At 44.6% G+C, this 15,899-nt stretch carries 14 protein-coding genes and 1 pseudogene; 11 read left to right on the top strand and 4 right to left on the bottom strand.

The window, feature by feature from the left end:
- Window positions 1-80: 80 nt before the first annotated feature.
- Window positions 81-191: a LacI family DNA-binding transcriptional regulator gene (locus GB992_RS05370; protein WP_431188829.1), complete on the bottom strand. Its 111-nt coding sequence runs from the start codon at window positions 189-191 to the stop codon at window positions 81-83.
- Between the two features lie 194 nt (window positions 192-385).
- Here GB992_RS05370 and GB992_RS05375 point away from each other — a divergent pair, with 194 nt between their 5' ends.
- The 7 genes from GB992_RS05375 (at window position 386) to GB992_RS05405 (ending at window position 11,327) form a co-directional block, all read left to right on the top strand.
- Complete coding sequence (locus tag GB992_RS05375) at window positions 386-1,768, top strand: SLC45 family MFS transporter (RefSeq protein WP_186337566.1); 1,383 nt, start codon at window positions 386-388, stop codon at window positions 1,766-1,768.
- A 53-nt stretch (window positions 1,769-1,821) separates the two neighbouring features.
- Window positions 1,822-3,495 carry a glycoside hydrolase family 13 protein gene (locus GB992_RS05380; protein WP_161001542.1) on the top strand — a complete coding sequence of 558 codons (1,674 nt, stop codon included), beginning with the start codon at window positions 1,822-1,824 and terminating at the stop codon, window positions 3,493-3,495.
- A 223-nt stretch (window positions 3,496-3,718) separates the two neighbouring features.
- Window positions 3,719-4,402, top strand: coding sequence for a WxL domain-containing protein (locus GB992_RS05385; protein ID WP_161001543.1), 684 nt, complete (start codon window positions 3,719-3,721; stop codon window positions 4,400-4,402).
- A 181-nt stretch (window positions 4,403-4,583) separates the two neighbouring features.
- On the top strand, window positions 4,584-5,609 hold the full coding sequence (locus GB992_RS05390; RefSeq protein WP_161001544.1) for a WxLIP family cell surface protein: 1,026 nt from the start codon (window positions 4,584-4,586) through the stop codon (window positions 5,607-5,609).
- Between the two features lie 27 nt (window positions 5,610-5,636).
- On the top strand, window positions 5,637-7,946 hold the full coding sequence (locus tag GB992_RS05395) for an Ig-like domain-containing protein (RefSeq protein ID WP_161001545.1): 2,310 nt from the start codon (window positions 5,637-5,639) through the stop codon (window positions 7,944-7,946).
- Between the two features lie 75 nt (window positions 7,947-8,021).
- The gene (locus GB992_RS05400) at window positions 8,022-9,248 is read left to right on the top strand and encodes a multidrug efflux MFS transporter (protein WP_161001546.1); all 1,227 of its coding nucleotides are present in this window, start codon (window positions 8,022-8,024) and stop codon (window positions 9,246-9,248) included.
- 783 nt (window positions 9,249-10,031) lie between these two features.
- Complete coding sequence (locus tag GB992_RS05405) at window positions 10,032-11,327, top strand: ammonium transporter (protein WP_161001547.1); 1,296 nt, start codon at window positions 10,032-10,034, stop codon at window positions 11,325-11,327.
- On the opposite strand, the gene GB992_RS05410 is transcribed toward GB992_RS05405, so the two are convergent.
- On the bottom strand, window positions 11,322-11,921 hold the full coding sequence (locus tag GB992_RS05410; RefSeq protein WP_161001548.1) for a TMEM175 family protein: 600 nt from the start codon (window positions 11,919-11,921) through the stop codon (window positions 11,322-11,324). The two genes, GB992_RS05405 and GB992_RS05410, sit on opposite strands and share 6 nt — an antisense overlap.
- Window positions 11,922-12,065: 144 nt before the next feature.
- Window positions 12,066-12,440 (bottom strand): RepB family plasmid replication initiator protein, encoded by a 375-nt coding sequence (locus GB992_RS05415; RefSeq protein ID WP_161001549.1) that lies wholly within the window; start codon window positions 12,438-12,440, stop codon window positions 12,066-12,068.
- 313 nt (window positions 12,441-12,753) lie between these two features.
- Between GB992_RS05415 and GB992_RS11855 the strand changes: the two genes are divergently transcribed.
- The 3 genes from GB992_RS11855 (at window position 12,754) to GB992_RS05425 (ending at window position 14,080) form a co-directional block, all read left to right on the top strand.
- Complete coding sequence (locus tag GB992_RS11855; RefSeq protein ID WP_263863207.1) at window positions 12,754-12,888, top strand: hypothetical protein; 135 nt, start codon at window positions 12,754-12,756, stop codon at window positions 12,886-12,888.
- A gap of 234 nt (window positions 12,889-13,122) precedes the next feature.
- Window positions 13,123-13,299 (top strand): MerR family DNA-binding transcriptional regulator, encoded by a 177-nt coding sequence (locus GB992_RS05420; protein ID WP_161001550.1) that lies wholly within the window; start codon window positions 13,123-13,125, stop codon window positions 13,297-13,299.
- A 196-nt stretch (window positions 13,300-13,495) separates the two neighbouring features.
- Window positions 13,496-14,080 carry a TipAS antibiotic-recognition domain-containing protein gene (locus GB992_RS05425; RefSeq protein ID WP_161001551.1) on the top strand — a complete coding sequence of 195 codons (585 nt, stop codon included), beginning with the start codon at window positions 13,496-13,498 and terminating at the stop codon, window positions 14,078-14,080.
- A 124-nt stretch (window positions 14,081-14,204) separates the two neighbouring features.
- On the opposite strand, the gene GB992_RS05430 is transcribed toward GB992_RS05425, so the two are convergent.
- Entirely contained in the window at window positions 14,205-14,954 is a 750-nt protein-coding gene (locus GB992_RS05430; RefSeq protein ID WP_161001552.1) for a hypothetical protein, read from the bottom strand.
- A 352-nt stretch (window positions 14,955-15,306) separates the two neighbouring features.
- Here GB992_RS05430 and GB992_RS05435 point away from each other — a divergent pair.
- Window positions 15,307-15,801, top strand: a pseudogene (locus tag GB992_RS05435) (MFS transporter); the annotation flags it as partial.
- Window positions 15,802-15,899 lie beyond the last annotated feature (98 nt).

The raw sequence follows: 15,899 nt of genomic DNA on the forward strand, positions 1-15,899 counted from the left end.
CAGAACAAATGAATAATCGTCCCCGTAAATGTCTCGGATGGAAAACGCCTTATGAAATATTCTTTAATGTAGTGTTGCACTTAATTTGACAATTCAAGAGCAAAAAAGTTTTCTTTATTTGATAGCACACGCGAAACGGTCGAGACAGAAACGTTCGCCGCCTGCGCGACATCCTTAATGGTTACTCGCATAAGCACTCCAATAAAATTTACTGTCTCAAGTTTACCATTCGTAATTATACAAGTATACGCAAACGTTTGTGTTATTGTTTTAACAATGTTGCAAACGTTTGTGTAATGTGATAATGTACTTTTTGAAAGCGCTTACGATACTGTATAACGCGAAGTCAACAAGACCCAGGTACATATTTATAGGAGGCTTGATTATGCAAGCAACGGATTCAGACACTAAAGTAAAAGCGTCGACGGAAGTTGATGTTAATAAGGGGCTACCAAAATTAAAGTTATCGGCAATCTTTGCGATGACCTTTGGATTCTTTGGCATCAACATGGCTTTTTCACTTCAATCATCACAAATGGGCCGGATTTTCCAGACCATCGGGGCAGATCCAACTAAACTTGGTTTCTTCTTCATTTTGCCACCATTGGCAGGGATGGTTGTTCAGCCGTTAATCGGTAAATATTCAGACAAAACATGGAATCGGTTTGGTCGGCGGATGCCTTACTTAATGATTGGTGCCCCGATTGCCGCTTTGGTTATGATTCTCTTGCCAAACGCTGGTTCATTCGGTTTCGGATATGGTTCACTATTAGCGCTATTATTTGGTGCCTTTACCATTTTATTCATGGACCTATCTTCAAACGTATGTATGCAGCCATTCAAGATGATCATCGGTGACATGGTTAACGAAGACCAAAAGGACATGGCATGGTCTTGGCAGCAATCATTCTCAAACCTTGGTGGTGTGTTTGCGACGATTGCTCCATATGTTCTGACACTGTTTGGTGTTACTAACATTGCGCCAAAAGGGCAGGTGCCAAACTCAGTTAAGTTGGCCTTTTACATTGGCGCCGGAATTCTGTTACTGACTTCGCTTTACACGATTATGTCGGTTAAGGAATATAACCCAACGCAATATGATTTGTATCACGATATTGATCCAAACGAAAAGAAGCCCGATGTTAGTCTGTGGCACTTGGTTAGAGTCGCCCCAAAGGCATTCTGGGAAGTTTCATTTGTTCAACTCTTTGCCTGGTTTGCTTTCCAGTATTTGTGGACATACAGCACTGGCGCTATTGCGGATAATGTTTGGCACACAACGAACCCAGCATCTGCAGGTTATCAAGCTGCCGGTAACTGGTACGGTATTTTAACGTGTATCCAATCTGTTGCTGCTGTACTGTGGGGCATGTTGTTGCTGTCACGCACTAAGGCTACGCAGCGTAAGTTATGGTACAGAATTGGTTTAGTGATGGGTGGTGTTGGCTTCATCATGGTGTTCTTCACCCACTCACAAATGGGTTTGATCTTCCCATTCTGTTTGATTGGGATTAGTTACTTAACCATGCAAACACAGGCGTTCTCACTGTTTACAGAATCTTTGGATGGCACAAATGAAGGCGCTTACTTAGGATTGTTCAACTGTGGAATCTGTTTGCCACAGATCATTGCATCAGTGGCCAGCTTTGCGATCTTCCCACTCATCGGTCAGTCAATGCCTGGCATGATCGTCGTCGGTGGTATTTCTCTGATTCTTGGTGCGTTTGCAGTCAGCGTGATTCACCCAGCACTTTCAGAAACAAAATAGTCAGTTTGGAAAAATGAATTAAATTAGCTAAGAGAAAAATGAGGAGGTTCATCATGCAACATCAATGGTGGCAAGGTTCAGTTGTATATCAAATATACCCAATGAGTTTTCAGGACAGCAATAACGACGGTGTCGGCGATTTACCTGGGATTACGTCACGGCTCGATTACATTAAACAACTTGGCGTCGATGTGATCTGGTTGAACCCAATTTATAAATCACCTAACAAGGATAATGGTTATGATATCGCGGATTACAAAGCTATTAATCCCTTATATGGCGATATGAATGACTTCAATACGTTGCTCAAACAGGTTCATGAGCACGGGATGAAATTGATGATGGACTTGGTTGTTAACCACACATCTGATCAGCACGCTTGGTTCAAGCAGAGTCGTCAGTCTAAAGACAATCCATATGCCGATTATTATATTTGGCGCGATCCAGTTGACGGTCATGAACCGAATAACTGGCAGGCGGCATTTGGCGGTCCGGCGTGGACGTATGTGCCAGAACGCGGCCAATATTACTTACATTTGTTTGCCCCGGCACAGCCCGATTTGAATTGGGAGAATCCCGATGTTCGTCAAGCCGTCTTTGATATCGAACGTTTTTGGCTGGATAAAGGGGTCGATGGTTTCCGGATGGACGTCATCAACCTGATTTCGAAACAACCTGGTTTACCGGATGTGCCTGGTGAAGCGACCGCTGGCACAACAATGGACTTTGTCGCTGATGGACCACGATTAAATGAATTCTTGCATCAGATGAATGAAGAAGTGTTGTCACATTATGATGTGATGACAGTGGGCGAAATGCCTGGTTCAACACCAGAGGACGCAATCAAATATACAGGTTTGAAGAGCGAAGAGCTGAACATGGTCTTTCAGTTTGAACACGTTGGGTTGAGTGCTAACCCTGATGTTCGGTTAGGCAAATGGAACGATCAGCCGGTCAAACTGACAGAGTTGAAAGATTCCCTCAACCGTTGGGAACAGGAGCTAGATGGCAAAGGCTGGAACAGTTTGTACTGGAATAACCATGATCAACCACACGCCGTTTCCCGGTTTGCTAATGACGATCCGGCGGTCCGCGTTAGAGCTGCTAAGATGCTAGGCACGGCATTACACATGCTGCAAGGAACCCCATACGTTTATGAAGGTGAAGAGCTGGGGATGACCAATGCTCACTTCACGTCACTATCACAGTACCGTGATCTGGAATCATTGAACGGTTACAAGGAAATGGTTGAAGAAAAGCACCTCGTGTCCTCGAGTCAAATGATGAAGGACTTGGCTAACATTTCCCGTGATAATGCGCGGACACCAATGCAGTGGAGCACAGCGGCAAACGCTGGCTTTTCTGAACACACACCGTGGTCTGAGATGAATGCCAATTATCCTGAAATCAATGTAGCGGTTGAAGAAAATGACCAAGATTCAGTCCTCAAGTACTATCAGAAGCTAATTGCCCTTCGTCATGGTAGCAACCTGATTAAGTTTGGTGATTTTGAGGCACTAGACGCTGATGACGATCAGGTTTATGCGTACAAACGTCATTACGATGGCCACACTTTGTTAGTTATGTGTAACTTCACTAATGACACTGTTTCCCGCAATTATCATCAGGGCGAGGCAAGTGAAGAACTTATCGGTAACTACGCCGATGACCAAGGTGTCACGTTACGCCCATATGAGAGTAAAGTTTATGAGTTTGACGAAGACTAATTAAATCGTGTCGAAAGTGCGTTGCCAAATGGCGCGCACCTTTTTTGTTTTCACGTGGAACTTTTTTACTTTTAGATTTTTCTGATTATAATCATAAAATTTGCCTAAACATGACGAGAGTTGCTATTCTGGAACTAACAATTATGGTGGTCAACTTACAAGCATGCAAAGTCGAACTTCAGGTTGATATACATTGACCGGAGTCTATAAAGGAGGACCAAACATGTTTAAAAAAACACAACTTTTCGGTGTCATTGCAGCATTTGGACTACTGATTGGGCCCGCAATGAGTGTTAAAGCGGCCGGTGATGTTGGTTCTGCGACAACCCAAGTGACTGCGGGATTTATCGCTGGTGAAGGGCCAACGGGGCCAGTTGATCCAGGTAATCCTGGCGGTGGTCCAATCGATGATCCAGAGCATCCTGGTACCGGTGCCACAGGTCCACTACGACTGAACTATGTGTCGAAGCTGATTTCGTTTGGTACCCAACCAATTCAGTCGGCAACGACAAAACGTATGGGTACCACTGGTTCTGATGTAATTGGCACATACCAGTCGGCACAAGTTTCTGATGAGCGTGGGACTAACGCCGGTTGGGCGTTAAAGGTTTCTGGTACACCACTGATGTCAGGGACTGACACACTGGAAGGTGCAACATTGAAACTACCAGCCGGTGAGGTTGTAACTGAGTCAGGTATTGATAACGGTGCAGTTGCAAGCGAGGTTAGCAATGCGTTAGGTGTCGGTGGAACACTCTTATCAGCTCCGGCAACAAAGGGTGGTGGATTGACTGTTGACCGCTGGACACCAGCACAAACGGAATTAACCATTATCGGCGGAACAGCCGGGGCTAAGGACTACACCACAAACTTAACGTGGACGCTACAAGATTCACCAGCAAGTTAACAAATATTCTGACCCCCATAATTGAAGTCGCCGGTCAGCTGCGAAGTTGAGCGACGACTTTTTTAAAACAGAGTTATGCGCAGGCTTCTGGGCATCAGGTGCACATTTAAAAGAGTGGTGCCGAAGCTTGGGAAGGACCGAGCCTTGATAGATACCCAAAAAAGACGACGGAGGAACCGCAATGAAACGACTAAGAGGATTACTGATTATCCTGTCCGGCATAGCCGCAATGTTTATCACAACGGGTTTGGTCAAAGCCGCCAAGGATGATTCAATCGTTAATTTTAATGTGCAAGCACAGATCCCAGAAAATCAGATAGATAAGAAACAGAGTTATTTTGACTTGAAGATGAATCCTGGGCAAACGCAAACTGTCTCAACAGTCGTGCAAAATACGTCTAATAAAGCAATGAAGATCAAAAATGAAATTCACACTGCACATACTAACGAAAATGGGCAGATTGAGTATGTAACTGAGGCGAAGAAACAGGATTCCACGTTGAAAGTGCCACTGAAAAAGATTACTCAACTCCATGAGGCAAAGGTGATTACTGTTCCGGCCAACAGTACAAAGAAAGTGTCGGCAACGATTCGCGTACCAGACAATGCCAAAACAGGTGTTATTCTTGGCGCTTGGTATTTTGAACGTGTCGACACAAAACGAAAAGATAAAAAAACTGGTGTGACTGTTAACAATAAATACTCTTACGCAGTTGCGATGAAGTTAACGGTGAATCATGAGGTCTCTGTGGCATTGAAATTAAATGACGTGAAACCTGGTTTACGTAACTACAAAAAAGGAATCTTTGCGAATTTGCAAAATACGGCGGCAGTCATTATTCCTGACCTGACTGTGCAGGGAAAAGTCTACCAACAAGGTTCCAATAAGGTTGTCAAACAGGCAAAGTTGCAGCAGATGATCATGGCACCAAACTCTAATTTCGATTTTCCAATTCTGTTTGGTGGCGAGGAATTGAAGCCAGGCAAATACACGTTAAAAATGACGGCCAAAAATGCTAATGACACATGGCATTTCAAACGTAATTTTACGATTCGTGCTAGCGATGCAAACAAAATTAATAACAAGTCTCTTGATAAGGCCAAAACGAGCCATCCTGGCTTGTATATGCTAGAAGGCGCCGGCGTAGTAATCGTTTTAGGTGTTGTTATTGGTGGCGCGACATGGTGGTTCCGACGTCGGCGTTAGCCCTTTGAACAACCGAGGAGGTGCAAGATGCGTAACTGGCAGCGAACACTGAATCGAATTTTAATGATCGGCGTGCTAACGTGGGGACCGGTGATGGCGATTGGCAGTGGCGTAGTTGTGCATGCCGAGGAGTTAAATCAACCCGCCATTAGTTTGGTAAACACAGAATCGTCAAGCCAAACACAATCAAGCTCGAATGATTCAGGCGAATCGAAACCTGCTGACCATTCACTGCCAATGGACACTAGCGAAATAGTTGATAATGACGACACACGATCAAAGGTAGTAGATGCATCTGAACAGGAAACAGCAGCGGATCAGGATACCACTGAGAATCAACAGGCCGAAGCTGAGGCGCGTTTAAAGGATGACGGCATTAGCACACAATTAGTTACACGTTTGGACACGTCAACATTGGTTCAAAATGGCCAAACAGTTCGAGGAAACAACGATATACTTGGTGTGCTTGGCGGTTTAACGGTTAGTTTAAACGATGTTGTCAAAGCTACAGTATCCATTTTAACGGGTGATTGGACGACTGATATTGGAACACCAATGAAAACCGGCGACAAAATAACCGTTATCAACCGAGCACTCGGCTTGATTCCACTCTACACGGAAAATCAAACCGTGGTTGATCCGGGCATGTCAATTACTCAAGTTAATGCAGGTGGTTTGCCAAGTAGTGTGACCTATGACAAACGGACGGGCACAATGCCAACCATTTTTGGGCAGTCATTACAGTTAAGCGCTAACTTTGCGTTTAATTACACGACGGCTGATCAAGTCAACACAGTGTCGTTTATGATCGATGGTCAGCAAGTCGCCGGAGATGCATTTACAAGTGCTGATACGGTGATTTCAGGGAAGACGCTGACAGTGAACACTGCTAAAATAGCCGCCCGTAACTGGACGGCGATTAAAACCGCCCTTAATGGTCTTTCAGGTGGAAGTACGCATACACTGCAGGTTGTTGCTTATCATAATGGTCGACCTGTGAATCCATGGACAAGCGCCAATACGATTAATCTGTATGTCAATCCAGACAAGCCTGGAATTAACGATGTTTGGTCGGGTCAGCGGCGTTTATCCGGGACGGTCTTACCGGCTGGAGCAACAATCAAGGTCACAGACAGTAATAACAACGTATTAGGTACAGGGGCCGTTGCCGATGGTGGAACTTATACAGTTGGTCTCAACCGCGCAGTTGTCGTTGGCGAGACACTCACCGTTACCGTGACCAACCAAGGGATGAGCGAAACGAACACGACGGTTGTCAAACAAAATCAAACGGTTCAGGTGACTAATGCGCCAAAATTTGTTTGGAATCAGCAAGCGTCGGCAGCGGATACAAATGACGGTTGGCAACTGACAGCCTCAGGAGCCGGTTTTCCAAGCAGCAGTAACGCTACTGAACTAGTGATTGACGGCAATAATTTAGGCGCCGATAATCCAATCACACGGGGTGGAACGGCAACTACCGGATCGACAACAGGTGTGAATCCGGCTACTAAGGTCACCACGCTTAACGGACTTGATCCACAGCAGACGCACCGCATGCTATTGTCGATTCCGGGAATGAATGATGCAGTGACGGGGACGGTACCAATCGTGATTGCAGTGCCAACACCACATTCAGTTATTGCAGGTGACGGCGCAACCAGTTTGACGGGTAATTTGGCGCAACCAGGCAGTCAGGTTACAGTTAAGGATAATAGTGGCGCGACGTTGGGAACAGCTGTGGTGACAGGAAGCGGCACTTATCAAGTGGCATTGAATAGAGCTGCTGTTGGTGGTGAAACATTAACGATAAGTGCGACAAACGGATCGGGTGGCGTTAGTGCGTCGGAAACACTGAAGGTTCCGCTGGTTGAACAGCTAAGCATTCAGTCAGTGTCGCCGTTGAACTTTACACCCGCTACCATTAAGACAGGAACCACGCTGACACCTCCGCGAGCTCATGATTTTGGTGTCAGCATTGTGAATTCACTAAACGGTGGCACCGGTGCGAATTGGACGCTATCAGCAACGCTCGTTAATAATGAACTGGTGAGCACGACCAACCCTAGTCATAAGTTGGCACAACCGTTGATCTTTACAGATGCAAATGGCGTCAAAACACCATTATCGGCCAGTTCTCTGCCAATCTTCACTAATAATTCAGCGAATACGACGGTCTATCCTACCAGTCAGTTCAAACGAACGGGGATGATGGATACTGCGACTCAGCAAACAGTTAACCGTGGCATGGGACTTAGCGTGAAGAGTGACAACGTTTATGCAGAAAGTTATCAAGGCACGTTGAATCTAAATTTAGCGACAGGACCGACAAAATAAATAGTAATCAACGCTTCATGTCAAAAAAATTAAAGTGTTATAGTGATTCTATCAGTATTTTGAAGGAGTCACGAAATGAAGCGTCAGTCACTTAAACAATGGCAGAAAAACATGTACGCATTGTGGATCGGTAATTTTGTTACCGGTGCAGGTGCCAGCATGAGTCTGCCATTTTTACCGTTATTTATTAGTGAAATGGGCCATTACCCTAAATGGGAATTAACGCTATATGCCGGCCTAGCGTTTTCCGTCACATTTTTAAGTCAAGCAATTGTTTCACCATTGTGGGGACGGCTGGCCGATCGAACGGGTCGCAAACCAATGTTACTTCGGGCAGCCATCGGGATGACCATTACGGCAACGTTAACCGGATTTTCGCCAAACGTTTGGGTGTTGATTACGCTACGTTTGATTCAAGGTGCATTTTCTGGTTACATCAACAATGCTTATGCACTAATTGCTAGTGAGGTGCCGATGGAAAAAAGCGGCCAAACGATGGGTACATTAACGACAGGTGCAGTTGGTGGTCAGTTAGTTGGCCCTGTTATCGGTGGTTACATTGCTGGGATTTTTGGCTATCGGATTCCGTTTTATATGTTCGGTGGTCTGATGTTGATAGCGTCAATGGTCACATACTTCTTTGTTAAAGAAGACTTTAAACCAATTACGGGTAAGGCCGCCACGGAGCACCAGAGTGCATTTGCAGGTATCAAACATGTACGGATTGTGTGGGCGATGATTATTTCGTCCATGCTGATTCAGGCAGCGACGACATCGATCAATCCAATCATCAGTCTGTTTGTGAAAGAATTGATGCATGGCCGTGGAAATATTGCCTTAACCAGTGGGGTAATTGCTGCCCTACCAGGGATTGCAACGTTGATTGCAGCGCCACGACTGGGTGCGCTCGGCGACCATATTGGACCGCAACGCGTGTTGATTGCTGGATTAATATTCTGTGGTCTGGTCTTTTTCCCGATGTTTTTCGTCACCACCGTTGTCATGCTAGGTATTTTACGATTCTTGGTCGGTATTTCGGATGCCGCGCTACTACCAGTGACCCAAACAGTGATGACATTGAATACACCTGATGACGCGGTGAGCCGTATTTTCAGTTACAATCAGTCGTCACAAGCAATTGGTTCCGTCGTTGGGCCAATGTTGGCCTCAGGGGTAGCGGGTGTGCTCGATTACCGTTACGTTTTCCTGATGACAACGCTGTTGGTCATCATTAATTTAGTCGTTGTTATGTGGGCTTATCGAACAGATCATGGTTCAAACACAACTAGCGAGCAAGCATAGTTAACAAAGCAATCGGTCCATTCCCCAAACTGGAGATGGACCGATTGCTGTTTTCGACCAAACTTTTCAAAATGTGCGGTAGAACATAGCGTTAGATGTCACCTGCGGTTGGCACCAGTGACACGCTCGCCGTGGGACCGGTTCAAGCCTACTGAAAACCGGAGTCTTTCACCTCGACACAAAGCCTCGTGAAGCCCGCGAGTCTTTGCGTCCGTCCGTAACCTAAATTCGGAAAATTACCGAATTAATGTTACCTTCACGGCTCAGTATCACCGTTGCCGCCCTCCGTCTAATATAGTGATGAATAGTTATTTGGACGACTATCGCTGAATAACAGCAGTACGCATGTAAAGCTTAATCCTTAGCTAAAGGAGTGGAGCTGATTGGAGACAGAGTTCCCTGTCGACAACACTTGGCGGCGGGAATTTGGCCGCTTAGTGTTGTGGGATGACATATGAGACGTGGGCTTTCGGCTCATATGCAAGGGCGAAAACTGCGGTCTTTGCAGGTTGAACCCGGTCCCAGGGAACGGCGTCTCCGGTCGGCGCAACGGGTAATTGACACTTTAAACACAAGCTTCGTCATGGCAGTTGTCGTTAAAAGATAAGTTTTCCTAAAGGTATTTTAACGGTCAGTCAGTGAAATAGCCCAATGTTTCGATTCGAGCGTCGCACCCGTGTTACAAAAGCTGACATTTACCTATACCAATGAACACAATTGGCTTTACAGACAGTCGTTCCACACCTATACTGCTTCGTAATAAGAGAGAAAGATGTGATGTAAATGAATGCTGCAAATTCTGCTTTCATGGTGCTGTCGACGATTCTGGTATTGTTTATGACGCCAGGGTTAGCGTTTTTTTACGGTGGGTTGGTGTCCAAACGGAATGTGGTCAGCACGATGCTATCCGTTTTTGTTATTTGTGGGATCGCAATTTTACTGTTCATCGCAGTAGGGTATGAACTTGCCTTTAATGGTGACATTGGTGGTGTTATTGGTAAGATCAATCATTTCTTCCTTGGCGGCGTATCCTTAACGAAATTAACTGCAACGAAGATTCCCGAGTCACTGTATTTTCTGTTTGAAATGATGTTTGCCATCATTACGCCAGCATTGTTTGTGGGTGCTGTTGTTGGCCGAATTCGTTTTAACTTTTTACTCGTATTCATTGTGTTTTGGAGTTTGCTTATTTACTACCCGATGGTTCACATGGTATGGAGTCCAAACGGATGGTTAGCTCAAATGGGGGTCTTGGACTTCGCAGGTGGCACGGTGGTTCATATTAATGCCGGTGTTACTGCTTATGTCCTATCAGCTTTTCTGGGACGGCGGCTACATCCACATCAAGACCGACCCTATAATTTGCCTTGGGTGTTATGTGGCACGGCCATTTTGTGGATTGGCTGGTACGGTTTTAATGCGGGTAGTGCGCTGGCGATCAACCAATTGGCAGTTACGGCAATGCTGACCACGACGGTCGCAACGGCAACATCAATGGTGGTGTGGCTGATACTAGAAATGACGATTCGAAAACAGGTTTCTCTGGCAGGCATCTGTACGGGTACGCTGTGCGGACTAGTTGGCATTACACCTGCAGCGGGTTATGTCACCGTTAGCGGGGCGTTTTGGATTGGTTTATTGGCAACGTTGGCCAGCTACGGCTTCGTTCATGTGCTGAAGGCCAGAATCGGTATCGATGACGCCCTAGATGCGTTTGGCTGTCACGGTGTAGCTGGGATTACCGGTTCGATTTTGACCGGCGTGTTTGCCACCCGCACCGTTAATCGCACAATTGCTGAGAATGGCTTATTTTATGGTGGTGGATGGCACTTGTTAGGTATTCAAACATTGGCTACCGGTGTCACGATTATTTTAGTGGCAATTGCGAGCGCCGCGATTATTTTAGTGTTGCGTCGATTCGTCGCCATGCGGGTCTCAGCTACAGATGAGCGAGTTGGCCTGGACGAAAGTGAACATGGTGAGCATGCGGAAAACACTGATGAGTACAGTACGGAAATTGGTCAGCACCACAAAGAGTTTGCGGGTCAACTCGCACATTTCAATCGGCATCAATCATGACTCATGATGTTGTTGTTTAAATTGATCAAATTCTTCTTCAACACGACGCTCTGGTACAAACCAAATCATCATGGCGATAAAGGTGCTGAGAATGACGGCTGGTGGAAACCAGATGCCAATAAACAAGCCGACAAGTTTGGTGCCGAAATCAGCGACTATTTTAACGGGCCGGTTGATGGCATAGCGTAATTTTTTATTATCCGGATCGGCTTTAATCAATGCCAAATCGACTGAAAAGTAAGCAATTGATAACAATAAAAAGACAAACCCGTAGAATAACTCCGCTGTTGAAGAAAAGAAATGCTCATCAACAAATTTGGTCACGTATGGGAAGAAAGACGCGCTGAACAACATGAGTCCGTTTGCCCACAGAACCCTGCCGTCAATTTTATGGACTAGTTGAAAGATGTGGTGCTGGTTATTCCACATGATCGTTAAGCCGACGAAAGAAATAAAGTAGGCTAAGTAGCTTTGTTTTAAGTTCCAAATGGCTGACCACGTGGCACGGGCTGGCTGTTTAAGTTCTAAAACGAGAATGGTCATCACAATTGCCAAGACCGCGTCAGTGAATGCAGTTAAACGTTCTTTACTCATGTGAAAAAGCCTCCAAAGATGATCAATTATGTTTTCGGTGTAAGCTAAAATACGGCAAGTTGTCTGTTAATAGGGCATATGGATGATATGACAAATAAAAAACACGCCAACAGACGTGTTTTTTGAGATTGTTTCAATTTGTCATTAGGATTGTTGTTTCCATTTGCTGGCATCTACTTGAACCAAGAATTCAAAGTCGGGATTAAGTTGGATCGAAACAATGCGTTGATCATCGACAGTAGTCGCACGAGTGAAGAAATCGTGACGTGCTTTACCATCACCTAAGTCATAAGTGATATTGGTGCGACTTAGGTCTGTCAGTATTTCTGGAATAATGTCGTCGATAGTGACGTCATCATCCGTGTCATTTGTTAGCCAAGTTAATTCGTCGAAGTTAAACACGACGCTAGTGGTTCGTAAGTGGTGCATACGGGTTAATACTGCGAAGAACAAACTGAGTTCATTTTTGGACAGACCATCAAAGTTTACGGAATCAATGGAAAATGTGCTATTAGTCATGACAGTGATCCCCTTCCACAATAAATATTTTTATAGCAGTACGATAACGTGAAAGACGGATTTCTGCAATTAATCTGTTCCTGGTTTTGTTACATAGCTTAAAAACTAATGAAAATGTTAATATGTCCCATTGTGGCCGCTGGGAGGCTGTTTGTAGAGAACATTTGAACGCTAGAAAAAAATTATTAGATTAATACTTGCCTTACAGTGACTCGAACCTGTTATACTTAATACTGTTGTTAGGAACCTAAGCATCAAGGCGTTAACATTGATGGTTTTATCAAGGCTACGTCTGAAAAGGAGTGTGGCACATTTGAGTAAGAATTGTGTTATTGATATTGATAGTCCGAAAATGGACTGGGTCGTGGATCAATTATTCACGAAACCAGAGGAAACGGACGCGAACAGCCCACACAGCTTCAACGTTTGGGTAGGCCAGAAACACTAGCCGACCACGAAACACCTTGCCATAATTAAATAATTATTATTTTGAGATCTCAGTGATAAAAAAGCTGAGGTCTTTTCTTTTGTCTTCTACGATGCTGGCTTGTATCAAACTGCGCTTTAAAGTTTAAAATAGGCGTGTATTAAATGAAAGCTAATATTGTATTGATTTTTTTGCGAATATGCTTGACCCTTACGTTACGTAAACGTTTATGTTGGTTTTATGGAGGACAATGAAATGTCGTATTTGATTTCAGATTTGGCGGCCTTAGCAGGAGTTAGTGCACGAACCCTTCGCTATTACGATCAAATAGGCTTGTTGCATTCAACTGGCAAAACAGGTAGTGGTTATCGCCAATATGATGAAGAAGCAGTTTTGCGTCTCCAACAAATTTGTTTTTTTGGTAGATTGTAAAATTAATCCGAACGCTGTTCGGACAAAAAAGATCAGCTTCCTTTAAAATGGTGTTTACCACAAACCCATCTTTTAGGAGCTGATTAACCAGCGACCGCTTAAAATACTCGACTGGCAAACACCGTATCAGGTTATGCTGACAAATTTGTCCAAAAATTCGGATTAAATTTGCAATCTACCTTTTAAGCAGTTCAACTTGCCATTAAAGCAGATTGGTTTAATTATGCGATTACCTCTGTCTGAACGAGAAAATCAATTGCGTATGCATCGGCATTTGTTGGTCGATCAACAGCGTCAGTTAACTCAGCTGATTACGACTTTGGACGCTGCCCTCCAACTAAATCAACAAGGAGATAGTATTATGACAGATGAAAAAAAGTTTGCCGCTTTTAAACAGACACAGGTTACTCAAAATGCACATGATTTTGGATCTGAGGTCACGGAAAAGTGGGGTGATGCTGCTTTGGTGGACGCCAACCAGCAATATCTGGGCTTGTCGCAAAAGGATATGGCAGATGCTAGGGTCATTGAAACAGAAATGATTGATAAGTTGGTACTAGTGATTGATTCAAAGAATGAAAATAGTGAAATGGCTCATGAGGTGGTTGAGCTGCATCGTAAGTGGCTGAATTACTTTTGGCCTAGTTACTCGACCACTGCCCATAAGGGTTTAGCCCAGCTGTATGTGTCGGATCAGCGATTTAAAAATTATTATCGAGATAAATCGAAACGGAATCGGGCTGCTATTGTGCTAAATTCATTAATTCAACGATATGCATAATTTTTTAATAGCGTAAAAGAAAAGGGAGCAATCACACGCTTTGACGAAATAAGTGCGTAATTACTCCTTTTTAAATTTAGCTGGAATAGTTTGTGTTTTTTACTACTTTAGAAACGCTCTTCGATTACACTGCCACCAATTGGTGCTGCTGTACAATACCGCGCTCCAGCGACTGACTTTCTTGTTCCGAACTGATGAGTAGGCCTGACAAACGTTGAATAACCGCGATTCGCAGAAATTCAGATTCGGAAGTGACGGCCGCAATTGCTGCCCAGGCGCCAGCCTCGGCGAGGTCACGGGACATAATGGTTGCTTGGGTGATCGTTTGTTTCGGACGATCAAAACGTTGGGTTGCTAGGGCGCCATTACGCAAACTGTAAACGGCCAACATCGTTTGCTGGTGACGAGGTGAAGTTACGCCAAGTGTCCACGTAAAGGCCGTATCGGCGGCCGTACCGACTTGAACGTTACCACTGGATTCAATGGCGACGGCGAAGACTTGCTTATGACTCAGTAGTGGTGCCAAGTATTTCCGATAGGCTTGTTGCATTGCCCACTGTTGAATCATTGTGTAAGTGATGCCATCTGTCATTAGCGTGGCTGGTGTTGCATTGTCGACAAACATAAACTGGTGTTGAAGGGGAACAAGTTCTTGCTTGGTAAGTGCCTGACGTGTCTCAATTGGATTGCCTGCATTGAGGGCCGGCGTGGTGATTTTATTGACGTGACGAAGAAAATGCCGGATGTTACTCAGCGTTTGATCGAACAAAGCATGTGCCTGATCATCCGGTGTGACAACACCCATTTTAATGCTGAAGGGTGTCCCAGCGACGTTAACAATGCGGGTCATAAATTTACTTTCTAAAGTTGTCATGATAAATTTCCTCCTCATGTAAGTGAATTGAAAATGGGTTATCGCTCTCGCTGAAGTGATAAGAACATTTCCGTTTGGATTAATAATGAGTTTAAGGAGGGCATCATAAAGTCAGCTTAAATCCTGTCTAAGGCACTGCAAAGTTGGTAACGATTCGGTTGCGATGGCGCAATTTTGATGGTGTAAGCGGTTAACTGACGAATTTTGAAAGTTTTACTTACGAAGCGCAAAAAATTCTGCTAATGTAACCTATTGTGCCAGCAGACGGTGATTTATCATGGCAGTTGCTAGGCACGTATAGATTAGGAGGACTTTTTTGGACGAAACACAGAACGTTAAACGTTTCCCCATTATGATGGGTTTGCTATTAGGTGGTTTTATCGGGATGTTTAGTGAAACAGCGTTAAACATTGCGCTGTCTAGTTTAGCCACAAAGATGAACGTGCCAATGGGGACAATTCAATGGTTAGTCATTGGTTATTTGTTGGTGGTTGGTATTCTATTGCCATTATCAAGTTTATTGACCCGCTGGTTTACTACGCGTCAACTGCTGATTTTTGCTTTGTGTGATTTTATTGTCGGGGCAATTGTAGCAGCATTGGCACCATCGTTTGGGATGCTGTTGGTTGGCCGGATGATTCAAGGAATTGGGACAGGAATTCTGTTACCGTTAATTTTCTTGGTGGCCTTATCGATTTATCCAATGGATAAACGTGGTGCGGCAATGGGAATCATTGGCTTAGTTATTATGTTTGCACCAGCGGTTGGCCCGACATTAGCCGGTCTGATCCTAGGTGTCCTTTCATGGCGCTACATTTTCTGGGTCATGGTTCCAATTTTGCTGATTGGTAGATTGCAAATTTAATCCGAATTTTTGGACAAATTTGTCAGCATAACCTGATACGGTGTTTGCCAGTCGAGTATTTTAAGCGGTCGCTGGTTAAT

It is taken from the genome of Furfurilactobacillus milii (assembly GCF_009863985.1).
GTDB classification, from domain to species: Bacteria; Bacillota; Bacilli; order Lactobacillales; family Lactobacillaceae; genus Furfurilactobacillus; species Furfurilactobacillus milii_A.